Here is a 17989-nt window from a genome sequence, read left to right on the forward strand (position 1 = left end):
GGTAGGGTGGGCGCATGCCCATTGACATCACCGCCGCAGAAGGCACCGCAGAGGCCCTGGTGGCCCGCCCGTCCACCGGAACCGGCCCTTTTCCCGGCGTCATCCTTTACATGGACGCCTTCGGCCTGCGCCCCCGCATCCAGGAGATGGCCCAGCGCATCGCCGACTGGGGCTACGTGGTGCTGGCACCCAACGTTTTCTACCGCGACGGAACGGCCGCAGAGCTCGCCCCCACCACGGACATGTCCACCCAGGAAGGCCGGGAAGCGGCCGGCAAGGCCGCCTTCCCGCGGGTTGGCCGGCTGACGTCGGACAAGGCGCTGCCGGACATCGATGCCTGGGTTTCGGCGCTGGCCGCGCTCGACGGCGTCGCCCCCGGCCCCATCGGCACCGTGGGCTACTGCATGGGCGCCCGGCTCGCGGTCCGGACTGCCACCTCCCACCCCGATGAGGTGGCAGCCTGCGGCGGCTTCCACGGCGGCGGCCTGGCCACCGACGAGCCGGACAGCCCCCATCTGGGGCTCAGGAATGCACGGGCACGGTTCGTGTTTGGCCACGCGGACCATGACCGGAGCATGGGTCCCGACGCCGTCGCCCGGCTGGGCGAAGCGCTCAAGGCTGCAGGACTCGAGGCGTCCAACGACATCTACGAAGGGGCGCCGCACGGGTACACCATGGCGGACACCTCAGCCTTCCACCCCGATGCCACCGAGCGGCATTTCAAGGAACTGCGGGCCCTGCTGGACGGGACCCTGAAGGGCTGATCACGCAGGCCGCGGACGCGGTCCTTCGTCGAACTCGCCGGAAAGCGGCCGGATCGCCGTAACGTTGCGGCGGTCCGGAGGGGTTCCGGCGGTCCCGGGAGGCCGGCGCGCTTGGTGGGTTCTCCACATGACGACGGCGGCGCCTTTCGGAGCTGCCGCAGCGGCAGGATCCTGTCGGGATGACAACACAGCAGCCAGTCCGTCTTCCTCTTCTTCCGAGCACCGGCAACCTTTGGCGAACGGGGCAATTGCACGAGAGGGGACTCAATTCCCGGGCCATCAAGGCCTTGGTCCTCCACGGGAAGCTGGTCCGCCTTCGCCACGGCTGCTACATCCGCGCCGCGCTGTGGGAGAAGCAGACAGGTCCCGTCCGTAGCAGGCAGCTGATTCACGCCCATGCCCACGCGACGCTGACCACTTCAGCGGGCGGCTATGTGTACAGCCACACGTCGGCGGCCCGGCTGCACGGCTTGTATCTGTGGGATGTTGATGACCTGATCCACCTTCTGCTGCCTGGTAACCCTTCCAGTGAGAGGCTCGGCAAGGACGTCCGGGGCCATACCCGGCCTTGGACCGCGCCGGAGGTGGTGACTCTCGGCGGCCTGCGGGCGACCTCGCTGGAGCGGACGGTCGTGGATTGCGCCATGATGCTGGGTTACCGGCAGGCACTGGTCCTGACGGACCACGCCCTCCGGCTGGGTGCTGACAAAGCCCTCGTGGCAAGTATGGCTGAGGGTCTGCAGGGACGCCGCGGCATCCGGACCCTCCGGCTGGCGCTCGCCCACGCAGATCCACGTTCGGAGTCAGCCGGTGAGACACTCACCCGCGAACTCCTGACACGGCTGAAGCTCCCCCTGCCGGAGCCCCAGGTCGGGGTAGCTACACGTGCTGGCCGGTACCGGCTGGATTTCGCCTGGAAGGAGGAGAAGGTGGCACTGGAATTCGACGGGAAAACGAAGTACTTCGACTACAAGCCAACAGCCGAGGTGCTGTTTCAGGAGCGGCAGCGCGAGAAGGCCCTCACCGAGAATGGCTGGACCTTCGTGCGCGTGTCATGGGCCGACCTATTCCGCGAACATGAGTTCAAAGCCCGTGTCCTCGCCGCGCTTCGGCGGTAGCCACGCTCCCGGAACGCCAAACCGCCGGAACGGGACCAGATCGCCGGTTCCTTCCGGCGATCCAGCACCATTCCGGCGTGCAGAAGCAGGCGGCCACGCGGTCAACAGTCGGAACGTGCAACGCCGGGTGGCAGTTACGCGCCCCTTGTGGCCCTGAACACTTGCCCGCGGCCTGCGCTGTACTTCACCACATGGAAAGCGTCCGACGCCGGATGGCAGGATGGGTGCATGACTTCCGCTTCTCCTGACGCAACGCTGTCCGCCACTGGTCCCGCCGTCGTCCTCACCATCGCAGGCTCCGAAGCCACCGGTGGGGCCGGCGCCCAGGCCGACCTGAAGACCTTCCAGGAACTGGGCGTCTTCGGCATCGCGAACCTCACCTGCATCGTCTCCTTCGATCCGAAGGACAGCTGGAACCACCGCTTCGTGCCGGTGGACCAGCAGGTGATTGCCGACCAGCTGGAGGCGACGACGGCGGCGTACGGTCCGGCGTCGGGCGCCCCTTCCGCCCTGGACACGGTGAAGATCGGCATGCTGGGCAGTCCGGCCACCATCAGCACCGTGGCCGGTGCCTTGCAGGAGAACAGCTTCGCCAACGTGGTCCTGGACCCGGTGCTGATCTGCAAGGGCCAGGAGCCCGGCCATGCGCTGGACACGGACCAGGCCCTGAAGGCGCAGATCCTGCCGCTGGCCACGTTCGTCACGCCCAACCACTTTGAGGCGGAGTCCCTGTCCGGCCTGGAGATCACGGACGTCGAGTCCCTCAAAGCCGCTGCCGTCCGCATCCATGAGCTCAGCGGCGCTGTAGTGCTGGCCAAGGGCGGGGTGCGGCTGGAAGGCCCGGACGCCGTCGACGTTTTCTACGACGGTGAGACCCTTGAAGTCCTGAGCGCCCCGAAGGTGGGCGAGGTGGCGGTGTCCGGAGCAGGGTGCTCCCTGGCCGCCGCGGTCACCGCCGAACTGGCCAAGGGTGCTGCGCCGCTGGAGGCTGCACGGACCGCCAAGGAATTCGTCACCGCCGGCATCCGTAACCGCGTTGCCTCGGGCGCCCCGTTCGACGCCCTCTGGCAGGGCGGCGCCCGCTAGGCAACCGCCCTGCCGGAAGACGCGGTCAGCGCCGGGGGATGTTGCGCAGGTTGCTGCGGGCCATGCTCACGGCCTCGCCCGCGCCACGGTTGAGGACCACCTTGGACATGGCCGTGGCGAACCCGATCACCTGCGAGCCGGAAATCTTTGGCGGAATGGACAGTGCCTTGGGATCGGTGATCAGTTCCACCAGTGACGGGCCGGGGTGCGCGAACGCTTCCCGGTAGGCGGCCTCGATCTGCGTTGGATCGGTGACCCGTACGGCGTGGAAGCCCAAGGCTTGGGCCACCGCGGCGTAATTGGCGTCCGGAACGTCCACGCCGAAGTCGGGCAGCCCGTCCACCAGCATCTCGAGCTTGACCATGCCCAAGGTGGAGTTGTTGAACACCACCACGTTGACCGGCAGCTTGTATGCGGCCGCGGTCAGGAGCTCACCGAGCAGCATGGACAGCCCGCCGTCCCCGGAAACCGAGATGACCTGCCGGCCGGGGTATGCGAGCTGCGCGCCGATGGCATGCGGAAGGGCGTTGGCCATGGAGCCGTGCAGGAAGGACCCGATCAGCCGGCGGGTGCCCAGCGGGTTGATGTAGCGCGCGGTCCAGACGTTGCACATGCCCGTGTCAGCGGTGAAGATGGCGTCCTCCGCCGCCACCTGGTCCAGCAGCGAGGCGGCGTACTCCGGGTGAATGGGCTGCTTCTTTTCCACCTTGCGCGTGTAGGCGCCCACGGCCTTGTTCATGAGCCGGTCGTGCTTTTTCAGCATCTGGTCCAGGAACCGGCGGCTCTTCTTGGCCTTCACAAGCGGCAGCAGCGCTCGCAGCGTGGGGAGGACGTCGCCGTGGACGGCGATGTCGACGTCAGTCCGCCGGCCCAGCCGATGCGCCGCCCGGTCCACCTGCGCGGTCCTGCTGTCCGGCAGGAACTGGTCGTACGGGAAGTCCGTGCCCAGCAGGATCAGCAGGTCGGCGTCCTCGATGCCTTCGGCCGCTGCCCCGTAGCCCAGCAGCCCGGTCATGCCGATGTCGAAGGGGTTGTTGTACTGGACAAAGTCCTTGCCCCGCAGCGAGTGTCCCACGGGCGCCTTGGCCAGCTCGGCGAGCGCCATCAGCTCAGCGTGGGCGCCTTTTACGCCGGCGCCCGCGAAGATGGCCACCTTCCCGGCGTCGTTGATGGCGTCCGCGAGCGCCCGGACGCTTACGGGGTCCGGGACCAGGGCGGCCGGGCGGAATGTTGCGGGAAGCGGCGTGGGTGCCGTGGCTTCCAGCCCGGCGATGTCACCGGGAAGGGTCACCACCGCCACTCCCCCGAGTCCCAGCGCGTGCTGGATGGCGCTGTGCATCACGCGCGGCGCCTGCTCGGCGGTGCTGACCAGCTCGGAGTACACCGAGCATTCGTTGAACAGCCGGTCCGGGTGGGTCTCCTGGAAGAACGTGCTGCCGATCTGCTTGCTGGGGATGTGCGAGGCGATGGCCAGCACGGGCGCGCCGCTGCGGTTGGCGTCGTAGAGGCCGTTGATCAGGTGCAGGTTGCCGGGGCCGCAGGAGCCGGCGCAGACCGCGAGCTTGCCGGTGAGCTGGGCTTCGGCGGCCGCGGCGAAGGCGGCGGCTTCCTCATGGCGGACGTGGATCCAGTCGATGCCGCCCTTCGCGGAGCCTCCCGTCTGGCGGACGGCGTCCACGATCGGGTTGAGGCTGTCCCCCACAATCCCGTAGATCCGCTGCACGCCGGCAGCCTGGAGTTGTTCGATGAGCTGGGTGGCAAGTTCCTTGGCCATGGGTGCAGACTCCCGCGATTGTGGTGGTGGCTGACATGGCCCAATATAGTCCGCGAGTCTGGGCAGGCACCCAGGGCGCTTTTCCGAACCAGGGCTCTGCCGGCCGCAAACACAGGAGGCGTACGACGGCGGCCGTGCAGCCGCCGTCGTACGCCTCCTAGGGGAGCAATTACTTTGGTGCCGCCCGGGCGCTAGACGCCGAGGGCATCCTTGTCCTTGCCGCCTCCCGTGGACGCCTGGTCCCAGGCGTGGCCCTGTTCGTCATCCAGGTGCGTGGCCTTCTTGTTCTTCAGCGCGAAGATGTAGACCAGCAGCGAGATGGCGATCGCAACGGTGACGTAGGTGAAGAACAGATCCTCCCGCTCCGCCTTCTGGAAGGCGGCGCCGATCAGCGGCACGGTGCCGCCGAAGAGCGAGTTGGCGATCGCGTAGCCCAGGCCCACGCCCAGGGCGCGGATGGAGGCTGGGAACAGCTCGGCTTTCACCAGTGCGTTGATGGAGGTGTAGCCGCCCACGATCAGCAGGCCGCCCATCATGAGCAGGAACGCGGTGAAGGGATCCTTGGTGCCCGCCAGCGTGGACAGCAGGGGCCAGGTAAAGAGCACACCGGTGATGCCGAACCAGAGCAGCAGGGGCTTGCGGCCCACCTTGTCCGAGATGATGCCGTAGACGGGCTGCAGCAGCATGAAGATGAACAGGGCCCAGAAGTTGATGACGGAGGTGTCGGTCTTGGCGATGCCGGAGGTATCGTTCATGAACTTCAGGATGAAGTTGGTGTAGGTGTAGAACGCCACGGTGCCGCCAAGCGTGATGCCGATGCAGACCAGCAGCGGCTTCCAGTAGCTGGTGAACAGCAGCTTCATGGTGCCCGGCTGGGCCTGCCCGGCCACTGCGGGGGTCTTGGCTGCCTCGATCTGTTCGGCCGAGACGGTCTCCTCCATGGAGCGGCGCAGCCACAGCACTACGAGGGCGGCGACGCCGCCGATCGCAAACGGGATCCGCCAGCCCCACTCGTTCAGGTCGCCCTTGGGCATGGCGTTCTGCAGGACCACCAGGACCAGCAGGGCCATCATTTGGCCGCCGATCAGGGTGACGTACTGGAAGCTGGAGAAGAAGCCGCGGCGCTTGGAGGTGGCGGCCTCGGACATGTAGGTGGCGCTGGTGCCGTACTCGCCGCCGACGGAGAAGCCCTGGATCACGCGGACCAGCACCAGCAGGATCATGGCCCACAGCCCGATCACGTCCTGCGTGGGCAGCACCGCAATGGCGAAGGAGCCCGCGGACATCATGGTCACGCTCAGCGTCAGCGCGGCTTTGCGGCCCTTCCGGTCCGCGTACCGGCCGAAGAACCAGGCGCCGATGGGGCGCATGAGGAACGACGTCGAGAAGACTGCCATCGCTTCCAGGCCGGCCTGCAGCTCGTCCTTGGAATTGAAGAAATGGGCCTGGAAATAGGCGGCGAAGACCGTGTAGACGTAGAGGTCGTACCACTCCACAAGGTTGCCGGCGGAGCCCTTCAGGATATTGCCCACGGCCCGCCGGGTCTGGGCTGCCTCCGATGGGGGCGCGGCTTTTTGGGTGCTCATCGGCGAGTTCCTCCTTGTAGTGACTGCGGCCTCCGGCAGCGGAGGGCCCTATCCACGGTATGGGTGATCCACCGCACAGCCAACGCGGCGGGGCATTTCCTAACACTTCCTTAGGATTGGGCGCCGACGGCGCTGGTTTTGCCTGCTGCGGCCGGGCACATTGGGCCCGCAGGGGGTAATCTCACCAAGCGGGGATGAACCGGACACCGCACAAGAGCAAGGAAGGTGGCCATGGACGTGCTGATCGTCGAGGACGACGACGCCATGGCCGGTGCCCTGGCCGCCGCCGTCGAAAGCGCCGGGCACCACCCGCAGCGGCTGTCCCGGGGCGCGGACGCGCTGCTCTCGCACCGGAACTTCCAGGTGATCCTCCTGGACCTGGGGCTTCCGGACATGGATGGACTGGAGGTGCTGCGCAAGCTGCGCCAGGTCACCGATGTTCCCATCCTGATCCTGACCGCCCGCGACGACGAACGCAGCGTGGTGCTCGGGCTGCGCTCCGGCGCCGACGACTACCTGGTCAAACCTGTAAAGCTGGTGGAACTGCTGGCCCGGATCGAAGCGGTGACGCGGCGGGCGGGACGGGGCCGCGGTGTCCCGCAGGAGGATGTCATCGTGCTGGACGACCTGGTTGTCGACCTGAACCGGCGCACCGCTTCCAAGGCGGCCCTGCCCCTTCCCCTGACCGCCACGGAATTCGAACTCCTTGCACTGCTGGCACGGCATGCGGGCTCTGTCGTGACGCGTGAGCAGATCCTGGATGCCCTGTGGGGTGACGCGTTCCTGGCCTCCTCCCGGTCCCTTGACGTGCACCTCACCGGGCTGCGGGCAAAACTGCAGAAGCCCGGTTTCATCATCAATGTGCGCGGGGTGGGTTACCGGGTGGAGGCTGCTTCCCCATGAGGCTTCGGGTCTTGGGCGTCCTCAGCGTGCTCTGCCTGGTGGTGGTCTTCCTGATTTCGGGGACCATCCTGGGTTCCGCCTCGCGGGAGCTGACCCAGGAGCTGCAGATCAACCGGGCAGCGTCCCTGAACCGGCTGGCGCAGGTTGCCTTTGACGCCGCGGGCGACGGCGACACCGTGCGGCTGCAGCGGGAGATGGATACCTATTCCGGACTTTACGGGGAAGGAATCGTGGTCCGGGTCCAGCAGGTCACCCTGGCTTCCGGCGGCCTGGATACAGGGCGGTCCGACGTGCAGGACGCCCTGTCCCTTGCCCGGCTGAACGTGAGCAACACATCCCTGGAACCGCTGGAGCCCTTTGGCTCAAATACCCGCATCATCTTCCGGCCCTTCGGCAGCGCCAGCCAGGTCCTGGGCGCCGTGGTCCTTGACGTCCACGCCGGCACCGCGCAGCAAAAGCTGCGGGAGCGGTGGCTTGTAGTGGGTATCGCCGCCCTTGCACTGGCCGCCGTGCTCCTGGTAGGGGCCGCCCGGGTCACGGGATGGGTTTTACGGCCCGTCCTGCGCCTCGATTCGGCGGTACACGAGCTGGAGGCGACCGGGCGCGCGGGGCGCCTCCCGGAGGATGGACCGCCCGAGCTGCGGGAGCTGAGCCGGTCCTTCACGGCGATGGCACGGACCGTCAGCGCAAGCATGGCCGCGCAGCGGCAGCTGATCGCGGACGCGTCCCACCAGCTCCGGAACCCTGTGGCGGCGCTCCGGCTGCGGCTGGACCTGCTCCAACTTGAGCTGAAGAGCGCCCGCGAGCACGATGCCGCCGAGCGGGCCCTGGCGGAGCTCGAGCGGGTGGAGGAGATCCTGGATGGAGTACTGAAGCTCGCGGCCGCGGAGCACCGCGCATCCGAAGGGTACCTGCGGGCTTCCGGCAGTCCCGCAGAGCATGAGCCTGTGCAGCCGGTGGACCCGTTTCCCATCCTCCAGGGGGAGCTGGAGCGGGCAGCGCCGCTGGCCGAACAGGCCGGTTGCCGGCTGGTCCTTGCCCCGCCCCCGCAGCCGGCGGCACTGGTTGCGTGCCACCCGGCAGAGCTGGCCCAGATGGCAGGGGAACTCCTCAATAACGCCATCAAATACGCGCCCGGTGCCACCGTTGCCGCTGCCGTGCGGACGGAACGGAACGCGGTAGTGGTGGAAATTTCCGACGACGGTCCGGGGCTTTCCGAGTCCGAGCGCGCCTCGGCTGCCACCCGGTTTTGGCGGTCCCCACGGCACTCTTCCGTTCCGGGGACCGGGCTGGGCATGACCATCGTCGGTGAGCTTGCCGCCGCGAACGGGGCCCGCCTGGTGCTGGCCGACGCGGCCCCGCACGGCCTGGCGGCCAGGATCGAGTTTCCCGTCCCACCCGCCGCCCAGCCGGCACCCGGGTCCAGCAGGGACGGTGCGCATGCGTGAACCTGGCACTCCTAACAGCTCTGGCGTCCAGGGCAGTCCCTGCACCCTCCCACCGCGACGGACCGTGCTCAAATCAGCCCTCGCCGTCGGACTCTCCGCATTCCTGCCGCCTGCCCTGGGTGCGTGCACCGGCGGGGAACGGCCGGAGAACCTCATTGTTGCCGGCGGCGAACCCGGCGGCTTCTACCTTGAGTTCTCAACGCTCCTGGCCGCAGCGCTGGAACGCCACGGACTGGCTCACCATGCCAGGGCCGTGTCCACCGGCGGAAGCCTGGACAACATCGCCCAGCTGCGCGCGGGGCGGGCAGCCTTTGCCGTAGCCCTGGCCGACGCCGCCAGCGGTCAGCCGGGCGGCGACGCAGCGGAGATCACCGCCATCGGCAAGGTGTATGAAAACTACGTCCACTGCGTGGTGCGGAAGGACAGCGGCATCCAGGATATCTCCGGGCTGGCCGGGCGCCGGGTCGCCGTGGGCCAGCCCGGTTCCGGCACATCGCTGACCACACCGCGGCTGTTCGAAGCGGCAGGACTGGCCACCTCGGCAGGTGTCGCTGCGCCGCCGGCCGGAACCGCCGCCGTCGAAAACCTAGGCCTGAACGATGGCATCGCCGCCCTCAAGGCCGGAACAGTGGATGCCCTTTTCTGGTCCGGCGGCGTCCCCACCGCAGCCATCGCCGCCGCCCAACAGAACGTCGCACTGGCCCTCCTGGACCTGTCCGGCCTGCTGCCGGAACTGCGCCGGCGGTACGGCGGCATCTACGACCGCGTGCTCATCCCGGAGGGAAGCTATCCCGGGGTGCCGGCGGTGTGGACGGTGGGCGCCCCCAACCTGCTCCTGTGCCGCAGGGACCTGGACAACGGCACGGTGGAGCGGACGGTGCAGCTGCTGGTGCATTCGGCCGCCGAGCTGATCCCGCAGTCCAGCCTGGGCGTGCAGTTCCTCAGTGCGGAAAGCCTCATCAACACCGCCGGCGTCCCCCTGCACCCGGCCGCTGCGGACGCGTATCGGGCGCTCCACGGCTGACCAAACGCCCGCTCACCTTTGGCACCAAACACCCAAACGCCCGCTCACCTTTGGCACCAAACACCCAAACGCCCCATCACTTCCCGCCGCGTATCCGCCAACGCCCCATCACTTTCGTCAGGAAAGTGAGCGCGCGTTGCGGGCAAGCCCACCACAAGCGGGCAGGCATTGGGTCAGGTTTCGGCTTCTTATCCACATACGCGCTTCCGGCTGTCGCAGGGCTGAGAGTTTCCTCCCTACTGTTTGGATGACCAGGAGAGCAGGAAGGAAGAGAGGGTCACTGTGGGCAGGAACCAGCGCCGACGGGCGGGACGAACGAACCATGTGCGGAACCAACCAGGAGACCCTTCAAAGCCTCCGCCCCGCGGGTGGCAGTCCCTTCATCGGGCAACGTCCGCTCGTTGGAAACCCTGGTCCCGGCATTCATCTGCTGGTACGTCCAGCGCCCCTTCAGCACAAACGTGGAAGAGGTGCTGGCGAGCGTGAAGCTCTTCTTCCGCTTCTACCCTGAGATTGGTGAAAACCGTTCCATCGCTGCCCTCGACCCGGCCGAGGTCGCAGCAAGATTGGCGTCCCTCATCATCCATACCGTCTATGAACGCATCGTGGCCACCTATTTGCTGACGACGTTCCTGCGCTTTCTCCATGATTCCGGCCGGTGGTCCGGCAACCCGGAAGCGTACCGGGCACTAAACGGCATCCTGACAGACATCATCTGCCTGGACATGCGCTCGACACCCGGCGGCGCGGAGACGACTACCATCGTCACGGCTGCCCCCGCCGGCTAACTCCCCGAGTGTGCCTGCAGGAAGCTGTACACCTCGGTCTCGTCCACACCCGGGAAGGCGCCCGGCGGCATGGCGGCCAGCAGGTGCGAATGCGCCCGCGCCGAGGGCCAGGCGTTGCCGGCCCACTCGCTGGCAAGGGTGGCAGGCGGCCGCTTGCAGCAGGTGGGATCCGGGCAGTTGGACGTGGCCCGGGCGGTGGTCTCCCGCCCGCGGAACCACTTCACGTGCTGGTACGGCACCCCGATGCTCAGCGAAAACTCCCCGCTGGCCGACCGTTCCGTGCGCGCGGTGCACCAGTACGTGCCGGATGGTGTGTCCGTGTACTGGCTGTAGGCACTGAACTTGTCCGGAACATCAAACACCGCCCGGGACGTCCAGGCCTTGCACGACGGTTGTCCCTCGATGGCACCGGTGTGGTCCTGCGGAAAGTTCACGCCGTCGTTTTCGTAGGCCTTGTAGATGATGCCGCTCTGGTGCGTCTTCTGGAAATGCGTGGTGATGCCCAGGTGTTTGGTGGCAAGGTTGGTGAAGCGGTGGGCCGCGGTTTCGTAGGAAACGGCGAACGCGTCCCGGATGTCCTCGACCGCGATTTCCTTGGCGGCTTTGGCCTTTTGCAGAAATTCAACGGTGGCCTGCTCCGGAAGAAGCAGGGCGGCGGCGAAATAGTTGGTGGCCACCCGCTGGGCGAGGAAATCACCGTAGTTCCGGGGCGTCTCATGGCCCAGGACGTAGTGGCCCAGAGCCTGGAGCAGCACCGAGCGGGGATCGTGGTCCTGCCGCTGACTCTGCGTCAGGTAAATTCTGCGGTTCTTCAAATCCGTCACCGAGCGGGTGGAATGCGGCAAATCACCCACATGGTGCAGGGTGAAACCGAGGTGCGCGGCAATGTCCGCAATGACATGCTGGCTCAGCGGACCGGTGGTGTATCCCACCTCCTTGAGGACCTTCTGCGCTTCGGCCTCGTACTCCGGAAAGTAATTTCCCCGCTCCCGCATCATGGCCCGCAGTTCACCGTTGGCGCGGCGGGCTTCCTCGGGGGTGGCCACCTGCTCGTTCATCTTCCGTTCGAGCTCATGCAGCAACCCCACCTGGGCCTCCAGCACATCCAGCGGCAGCCGTGAACTGATGCGGATTTTGGGCAGGTCCAGGGATTCGTACAGCGGGCCGCGCTGGTAACGCTCCAACTCGATTTCCAGGGCCGCCCGGCGGCTTGGCGGCTCGGCCCCAAGCAACTGGTCGATGCTGACGTTAAGCGCCCCGGCGAGGTGCTGGAGCAGGGTGAGCTTGGGCTCGCGCTTGCCGTTCTCGATCAGGCTGAGCTGGCTTGGAGCGGTGCCGACGGCGGCGCTCAGGTCATCGAGCGTAAGCCCGGCTTGTTTGCGCAAATGGCGGACGCGGCGGCCCAGGGCAATCACGTCCAGTTCCGCTGCGGCGGTGGACGGCGGCTGGGAAACGTCCCTGTTCCAGCTTGAAGGTGACATTTCTGAAGAATACGGGAAGAAGTGCATTTCTTTCCACACTTTTTATCTAGAAAGGGGGTTGAAAGTGCTGAAAAGTAATGGCTACGGAAAGAAACACCGCACCGGAAAGCCGGTGGGAACCTCAACGACGCGGTTCCCACCTACTCCATCCGGAGCTCAATCAAGGAGATCAACGATGACTGCAGCATTTGAGCCCAACCAGACGCCCGAACAGCAGACCGCCGCCCTGGAGCTCGAGTGGGCCGCCAACCCCCGCTGGGAAGGTGTGACCCGGGACTACTCAGCCTCCGACGTCGTCCGCCTCCGCGGTCGCGTCTCCGAAGAACACACCCTGGCCCGCCGCGGTGCCGAGAAGCTGTGGAAGCAGCTCACGGAAGAGCACCAGGAAGGCAAGTACACCAACGCCCTGGGCGCCCTGACCGGCAACCAGGCAGTCCAGCAGGTCAAGGCCGGTCTGCGGGCGATCTACCTTTCCGGCTGGCAAGTCGCCGCGGACGCCAACAACTCCGGCCACACCTACCCGGACCAGTCCCTCTACCCGGCGAACTCGGTCCCCACCGTGGTGCGCCGGATCAACAACGCCCTGCTCCGGGCGGACCAGATCGAGTTCTCCGAGGGCGTCCAGACGGTTGCGGACTGGCTGGTGCCGATCGTCGCCGACGCCGAGGCCGGCTTCGGCGGGCCGCTGAACGCCTACGAACTCATGAAATCCATGATCCAGGCCGGCGCCTCAGGTGTTCACTGGGAAGACCAGCTCGCCTCGGAAAAGAAGTGCGGCCACCTGGGCGGCAAGGTCCTCATCCCCACCCAGCAGCACGTCCGCACCTTGAACGCCGCCCGCCTCGCAGCCGACGTCGCCGGGACCCCCACCGTGGTCATCGCCCGCACCGACGCCGAGGCAGCCACGCTGATTACCTCGGACGTGGACGAGCGCGACCAGGAATTCATCACCGGCGAGCGCACGGCCGAGGGCTTCTACAAGGTCCGCAACGGCATCGAACCCTGCATCGCCCGCGCCAAGGCCTACGCCCCCTACTCGGACCTGATCTGGATGGAGACCGGCACCCCGGACCTGGAACTGGCCCGCAAGTTCGCCGAGGCGGTCAAGTCCGAGTTCCCGGACCAGATGCTCTCCTACAACTGCTCGCCGTCGTTCAATTGGCGCAAGCACCTGGACGACGCCACCATCGCCAAGTTCCAGCGTGAACTCGGCGCCATGGGCTTCACCTTCCAGTTCATCACGCTCGCCGGCTTCCATGCCCTGAACTACTCGATGTTCGACCTCGCCCACGGCTACGCCCGCGAAGGCATGAGCGCCTACGTCGAACTCCAGGAAAAGGAATTCGCCTCAGAATCCCGCGGCTACACCGCGACCAAGCACCAGCGCGAAGTCGGCACCGGCTACTTCGACACCATCTCCACCGCGCTCAACCCGAACGCATCCACCCTCGCCCTGGTCGGATCGACCGAAGAGGGCCAGTTCCACTAATTCCCGCCCGAGGTGAGCCGTTCGCTTCGCTCACCGAAGAGGCACGACGGCGGCACCCAGCTGGGCCTGCCGCCTGGCCGGGAGGGGGAATCCGGAAGCGTGCGTAAAAGGGGCCCTGTCCCCGTCGTCGACCGAGCTCAGCGAGGTCCTACGGCGGGGATGGGGAATAGCACGCGGAGGATTTCCCTTCCCGGCCCCACCCAGGCAAGTCCCGCCGTCGAACTTCCCTTTCGTCTTTAAGGAGACTGAAATGAACAGCTTTACTGACAGCTTCACCATCAATGGCATTACCCTTACCGCCCAGCCCATTTGCCGGCAGGACGAGGTTCTTACCCCGGACGCTCTCGAGTTCGTTGCCAGGCTGCACCGGGCTACCGCTGAGCGCCGGCAGGAGCTGTTGCAGGCACGCCGGACCCGCCGTGCTGACATTGCCGCCGGGGCCGACCCCCGTTTCCTGCGGGAGACCGAGCACATCCGGAACGACCCGTCCTGGCGGGTTGCTCCGCCGGCGCCCGGCCTGGAGGACCGCCGCGTTGAAATCACCGGGCCAGTGGACAAGAAAATGACCATCAACGCGCTGAATTCGGGCGCCAAAGTGTGGCTCGCCGACATGGAGGACTCCTCCACCCCCACGTGGCGGAACGTGATAAAGGGCCAGTTGAACCTCACCGACGCGCTGGAGCGCCGGATCGATTTCACCAGCGAGGAGGGCAAGGAATACAAGCTCCGCCCCGCCGCCGAACTGCCTACCATCGTGGTCCGGCCCCGAGGCTGGCACCTGCCGGAAAAGCACATGCTCATCGACGGCACCCCCATCGCCGGCGGCATCGTCGACTTCGGCCTGTTCTTCTTCCACAACGCCCGCCGCCTGCTGGCGCAGGGCAAGGGCCCGTACTTCTACCTGCCCAAGATTGAGAACCACCTCGAAGCCCGGCTCTGGAACGACATCTTTATCCTGGCCCAGGACCTGCTCGGCATCCCGCAGGGCACCATCAGGGCCACGGTGCTGATCGAAACCATCACCGCAGCGTTCGAAATGGAGGAGATCCTCTACGAACTGCGCGACCACGCCTCGGGCCTGAACGCCGGACGCTGGGACTACATCTTCTCCCTGATCAAGAACTTCCGCACCCGCGGGCCCCGCTTCGTCCTGCCGGACCGCGGCCAGGTGACCATGACCCAGCCATTCATGCGTGCCTATACCGAACAGCTGGTCCGTGCCTGCCACAAGCGCGGTGCCATGGCCATCGGCGGCATGGCCGCAGCAGTTCCCAACCGTAAGGATCCTGAGGCCAACGCCAATGCGCTCGAGAAGGTACGCGCGGACAAGACCCGCGAGGCCAACGACGGCTTCGACGGTTCCTGGGTGGCCCACCCCGACCTCGTTCCGGTCTGCCGCGAGGTGTTCGACGGCGTCCTGGGCAGCAAGCCAAACCAGCTGGACCGGTTCCGCGAGGACGTTACTCCCGATGACCGTGCCCTGATCGACGTGGCCGCCACCACCGGCACCATCACCGAACAGGGCATCCGGAACAACATCGAAGTGGGCATCCGCTACATCGAGTCCTGGCTGCGCGGTAACGGCGCGGTGGCCATCCACAACCTGATGGAGGACGCCGCCACCGCCGAGATCTCCCGCTCACAGCTGTGGCAGTGGATCTACGCCCGGGCCATCACGGACCACGGCGAGATCATCAGCCACGAGTGGGTCGAGGAACTCCTGGATGAGGAATTCGCCCGGCTGGAGCGCTTCGACGGCGACAGGTTCGAGGACGCGAGGGACATCTTCGAAGAGGTCACGCTCAGCCGCGAGTTCCCGTCCTTCCTCACCCTCCCCGCGTACGCCCGCTACCTGACCGAGGCCCGCGAAAAGGCCAGTGTCGAGGAGCTGGCCGCCGCCTGAGCGGCTAGCAAGGAAACAAAACTTCCGTCTGCCGGGCCGGCACGCCCTCCGCAACAGGCCCCCCGAAATCCGGGGAGCCGGCCCGGCGACGGAGCACCCACCACACGCCCGCTCACTTGTTGCGGGAAAACCCGGGACGCCCGCTCACTTTCCCCAGGATAGTGAGCGGGCGTCTTCGTAATTATTGCGTTAAGTGAGCGAGCGTCCTCGTATTTATTGCGTTAAGTGAGCGGGCGTCGTCGTATTTATTGCGTTAAGTGAGCGGGCGTTGTCGTATCTATTGCGTTAAGTGAGCGGGCGTCGGGGTGACGGAGCGTCCGACGGCGGGAGCCCGCCTTAGCGCCCCTTCGGCACCTTCCGCACGGACAGGGTAGTGGCGGCGAAGAAGGTGAGCACCGACACCAGGACCAGCAGCAAGGGCACCGTCCACGACCCTGAAGCGTCGTGCACGAAGCCCACCAACGGCGGGGCCACGGCAGCGAAGCAGTAGCCCACCCCCTGAACGGTGGCGGACATGCGCCCTGCTGACGCCTGGTCACGGGCAAGCTTGATGATCGCGATGAAGATCAGGGTGATCCCGCCCCCTTGGGCAACACCACCCAAGGCCGACCACAGCCACCACAATCCAGGGGCGAAGAGCAGGCCTGCCGGAACGGTTGTCCACAGCACGCCCAAGGTGACCGCAACCGCCGTCGTACTCATGGAGCGGGCAACCAGCGGCACGCCAAGTCCGCCCACAATGGCGAGGATCTGGAAGAGGGAGGAACCGGCGCCGGCCGCGGACGCTGACATGGCCAGCTCATCGTTGAGGTAGCTCGGCAGCCACGCTGTCACCGCGTAATAGGAAAACGCCTGCCCGGCGAATCCGGCGGTTAGCCCGGCGGTGATCCCCGCCGAACCATGCACCGCGGCCAGTCGGACTTCGCCGCCGTCTCCGTCAGGCTCCGGCAGGAAAGCGGTCCGCGGCCCAACCGCCAGGATCCAGAAGAGAATGGCGGCCCCCGCGAGCACTCCCGCCGACGCCAGCGCGGTACGCCAGCCAACAGCTTCGGCCAGCGGTGCGGTGACCACAGAAGTCACAAAGGAGCCTATGTTCAGGGCAGCTGTGTAGATGCCCATGGCCGCGCCCTGCCGCCGGGGTGAAAAGTCACGCCGGATGATGAGGGGAACGGCGATGTTCCCCACGGTGATGGCTAGCCCAATCACCACCGTGCCAATCACTACCAGCCCGGGACCACCCGCGGAACGAAGCAGCACCCCGGCCAGCACGCCCAGGATGGTCAGGCTCACGGCGAACTCAGCCCCGAATTTCCTGGCAGCCAATGATGCCAGCGGAGCCGCGAGCGAAAAGCAGAGCACGGGGATACTGGTGAGCAGTCCAAGCACCACGGGCGAAAAACCCAGGTCGCCCTGCATCAGGCCGACCACGGGGGCCACCGCCACGAACGGCCCGCGCAGGTTTAGAGCCAACAGTCCTATGCAGGCAAGAAGGATCCAACTGCTGGGAAGGCGGGTCAGTTGGCGGCCGCTCACGAAGGCCGGCCGGGAAGGATTGGTGGATTCATCACTCCCATTGCTATCACGCCCCACGTCACTCGAGTTTCAGGCGCCCTGCCATACGATGAACGTGACCCAAGGACACAGGACACCGCGAAGGACAGCCATGACGCACCGCCTTGCCATCCTCGACGACTACCAGGACGTGGCCCACGGCTTCGCCGACTTCGCGGCATTGGAGGCGAAGGGTGTCACCGTGACGTCATACCGGGAGCCTTTTGCGTCCCAGGATGCCTTGGTGTCGGCGCTGGCGGACACCACCATGATCATCGCGATGCGGGAGCGGACGGCGTTCCCGCGGGAGGTTTTCGAGAAACTTCCGGCGCTTGAGCTGCTGGTCACCACCGGAATGGCCAACGCCTCCATCGACGTGGCCGCAGCGGCTGAACACGGGGTGACGGTGTGCGGCACGCCGGGTTCACCGACGGCCGCGCCGGAACTGACGTGGGCCCTGCTCCTGGCCATCGCCCGGCACCTGCCGGCGGAGGAAAACTCGCTCCGGGCGGGTACGTGGCAGTCAACGGTAGGTGTGGAGCTGGCCGGAAAAACCCTGGGAGTCGTGGGTCTGGGGAAGATCGGCCGGCGGGTGGCCGGGTACGGGCAGGCGTTCGGCATGGATGTGGTGGCGTGGAGCCAAAATCTCACGGCTAAGGCTGCCGCGGAAGCCGGTGCCCGGCTGGTGTCCAAGGAGGAGCTCTTCCGGGTCGCGGACGTCGCCACCCTCCATCTGCGGCTCTCCCAACGGTCGGAGAACACCGTGGGCGAGGCCGAGCTGCGGCTGCTGGGTCCGGAAGGCCTCCTGGTGAACACCGCCCGGGGGCCGTTGATTGACCAGGATGCGCTGGTCAAGGCACTGCACCAGGGGTGGATCCGTGGAGCGGCGCTGGACGTCTACGACCAGGAGCCCCTTCAGGCCGGGCATCCGCTCCTGGCCGCGCCGAACACCGTGCTCTCCCCGCACCTGGGCTATGTCACCCAGGAAAGCTACCGGCAGTTCTACGGCGGCGCGCTTGAGGACGCCACTGCCTGGCTGGCCGGTTCCCCCATCCGCACCATCAGCGCCTGACC

The 17989-nt window shown here is 66.7% G+C and carries 14 protein-coding genes; 10 read left to right on the forward strand and 4 right to left on the reverse strand.

The window, feature by feature from the left end:
• Positions 1-14 precede the first annotated feature (14 nt).
• From Q9R31_RS16640 to Q9R31_RS16650, 3 genes are all read left to right on the forward strand, one after another.
• Positions 15-764, forward strand: a complete 750-nt coding sequence (locus tag Q9R31_RS16640) for a dienelactone hydrolase family protein (RefSeq protein WP_311263818.1) — start codon at positions 15-17, stop codon at positions 762-764.
• Between the two features lie 179 nt (positions 765-943).
• Entirely contained in the window at positions 944-1882 is a 939-nt protein-coding gene (locus Q9R31_RS16645; protein ID WP_311263819.1) for a type IV toxin-antitoxin system AbiEi family antitoxin domain-containing protein, read from the forward strand.
• A gap of 228 nt (positions 1883-2110) precedes the next feature.
• Positions 2111-2968: a hydroxymethylpyrimidine/phosphomethylpyrimidine kinase gene (locus Q9R31_RS16650; RefSeq protein WP_311263820.1), complete on the forward strand. Its 858-nt coding sequence runs from the start codon at positions 2111-2113 to the stop codon at positions 2966-2968.
• 25 nt (positions 2969-2993) lie between these two features.
• Here Q9R31_RS16650 and Q9R31_RS16655 read toward each other — a convergent pair whose 3' ends face one another.
• Positions 2994-4742 carry a pyruvate dehydrogenase gene (locus Q9R31_RS16655; RefSeq protein ID WP_311263821.1) on the reverse strand — a complete coding sequence of 583 codons (1749 nt, stop codon included), beginning with the start codon at positions 4740-4742 and terminating at the stop codon, positions 2994-2996.
• A gap of 191 nt (positions 4743-4933) precedes the next feature.
• Positions 4934-6328 (reverse strand): MFS transporter, encoded by a 1395-nt coding sequence (locus tag Q9R31_RS16660; protein ID WP_311263822.1) that lies wholly within the window; start codon positions 6326-6328, stop codon positions 4934-4936.
• Positions 6329-6559: 231 nt separating this feature from the next.
• Here Q9R31_RS16660 and Q9R31_RS16665 point away from each other — a divergent pair, with 231 nt between their 5' ends.
• The 4 genes from Q9R31_RS16665 (at position 6560) to Q9R31_RS16680 (ending at position 10491) form a co-directional block, all read left to right on the forward strand.
• The gene (locus Q9R31_RS16665) at positions 6560-7231 is read left to right on the forward strand and encodes a response regulator transcription factor (RefSeq protein WP_311263823.1); all 672 of its coding nucleotides are present in this window, start codon (positions 6560-6562) and stop codon (positions 7229-7231) included.
• Entirely contained in the window at positions 7228-8679 is a 1452-nt protein-coding gene (locus Q9R31_RS16670; RefSeq protein ID WP_311263824.1) for a HAMP domain-containing sensor histidine kinase, read from the forward strand. Before Q9R31_RS16665 ends, Q9R31_RS16670 begins: the two co-directional genes overlap by 4 nt.
• Positions 8672-9703, forward strand: a complete 1032-nt coding sequence (locus Q9R31_RS16675) for a TAXI family TRAP transporter solute-binding subunit (RefSeq protein WP_311263825.1) — start codon at positions 8672-8674, stop codon at positions 9701-9703. Before Q9R31_RS16670 ends, Q9R31_RS16675 begins: the two co-directional genes overlap by 8 nt.
• A gap of 368 nt (positions 9704-10071) precedes the next feature.
• Complete coding sequence (locus Q9R31_RS16680; protein ID WP_311263826.1) at positions 10072-10491, forward strand: hypothetical protein; 420 nt, start codon at positions 10072-10074, stop codon at positions 10489-10491.
• Here Q9R31_RS16680 and Q9R31_RS16685 read toward each other — a convergent pair.
• Entirely contained in the window at positions 10488-11999 is a 1512-nt protein-coding gene (locus Q9R31_RS16685) for a helix-turn-helix domain-containing protein (protein ID WP_311263827.1), read from the reverse strand. The genes Q9R31_RS16680 and Q9R31_RS16685 overlap by 4 nt on opposite strands.
• A gap of 148 nt (positions 12000-12147) precedes the next feature.
• Between Q9R31_RS16685 and aceA the strand changes: the two genes are divergently transcribed.
• Together aceA and aceB are read left to right on the forward strand one after the other, a co-directional pair.
• The gene (aceA, locus tag Q9R31_RS16690; RefSeq protein ID WP_311263828.1) at positions 12148-13461 is read left to right on the forward strand and encodes an isocitrate lyase; all 1314 of its coding nucleotides are present in this window, start codon (positions 12148-12150) and stop codon (positions 13459-13461) included.
• A 250-nt stretch (positions 13462-13711) separates the two neighbouring features.
• On the forward strand, positions 13712-15364 hold the full coding sequence (gene aceB / locus Q9R31_RS16695) for a malate synthase A (protein ID WP_311263829.1): 1653 nt from the start codon (positions 13712-13714) through the stop codon (positions 15362-15364).
• Between the two features lie 336 nt (positions 15365-15700).
• Here aceB and Q9R31_RS16700 read toward each other — a convergent pair whose 3' ends face one another.
• Positions 15701-16897 (reverse strand): MFS transporter, encoded by a 1197-nt coding sequence (locus Q9R31_RS16700; RefSeq protein WP_311263830.1) that lies wholly within the window; start codon positions 16895-16897, stop codon positions 15701-15703.
• A gap of 130 nt (positions 16898-17027) precedes the next feature.
• Between Q9R31_RS16700 and Q9R31_RS16705 the strand changes: the two genes are divergently transcribed.
• Entirely contained in the window at positions 17028-17987 is a 960-nt protein-coding gene (locus Q9R31_RS16705; protein WP_311263831.1) for a D-2-hydroxyacid dehydrogenase family protein, read from the forward strand.
• Positions 17988-17989: the final 2 nt, after the last annotated feature.

The organism is Pseudarthrobacter sp. BRE9 (assembly GCF_031844305.1).
Lineage (GTDB): Bacteria > Actinomycetota > Actinomycetes > Actinomycetales > Micrococcaceae > Arthrobacter.

Coding starts and splice junctions, on each gene's coding strand:
- Q9R31_RS16640 (WP_311263818.1), top strand. CDS start 15: ATGCCCATTGACATCACCGCCGCAGAAGGCACCGCAGAGGCCCTGGTG.
- Q9R31_RS16645 (WP_311263819.1), top strand. CDS start 944: ATGACAACACAGCAGCCAGTCCGTCTTCCTCTTCTTCCGAGCACCGGC.
- Q9R31_RS16650 (WP_311263820.1), top strand. CDS start 2,111: ATGACTTCCGCTTCTCCTGACGCAACGCTGTCCGCCACTGGTCCCGCC.
- Q9R31_RS16655 (WP_311263821.1), bottom strand. CDS start 4,742: ATGGCCAAGGAACTTGCCACCCAGCTCATCGAACAACTCCAGGCTGCC.
- Q9R31_RS16660 (WP_311263822.1), bottom strand. CDS start 6,328: ATGAGCACCCAAAAAGCCGCGCCCCCATCGGAGGCAGCCCAGACCCGG.
- Q9R31_RS16665 (WP_311263823.1), top strand. CDS start 6,560: ATGGACGTGCTGATCGTCGAGGACGACGACGCCATGGCCGGTGCCCTG.
- Q9R31_RS16670 (WP_311263824.1), top strand. CDS start 7,228: ATGAGGCTTCGGGTCTTGGGCGTCCTCAGCGTGCTCTGCCTGGTGGTG.
- Q9R31_RS16675 (WP_311263825.1), top strand. CDS start 8,672: ATGCGTGAACCTGGCACTCCTAACAGCTCTGGCGTCCAGGGCAGTCCC.
- Q9R31_RS16685 (WP_311263827.1), bottom strand. CDS start 11,999: ATGCACTTCTTCCCGTATTCTTCAGAAATGTCACCTTCAAGCTGGAAC.
- aceA (WP_311263828.1), top strand. CDS start 12,148: ATGACTGCAGCATTTGAGCCCAACCAGACGCCCGAACAGCAGACCGCC.
- aceB (WP_311263829.1), top strand. CDS start 13,712: ATGAACAGCTTTACTGACAGCTTCACCATCAATGGCATTACCCTTACC.
- Q9R31_RS16705 (WP_311263831.1), top strand. CDS start 17,028: ATGACGCACCGCCTTGCCATCCTCGACGACTACCAGGACGTGGCCCAC.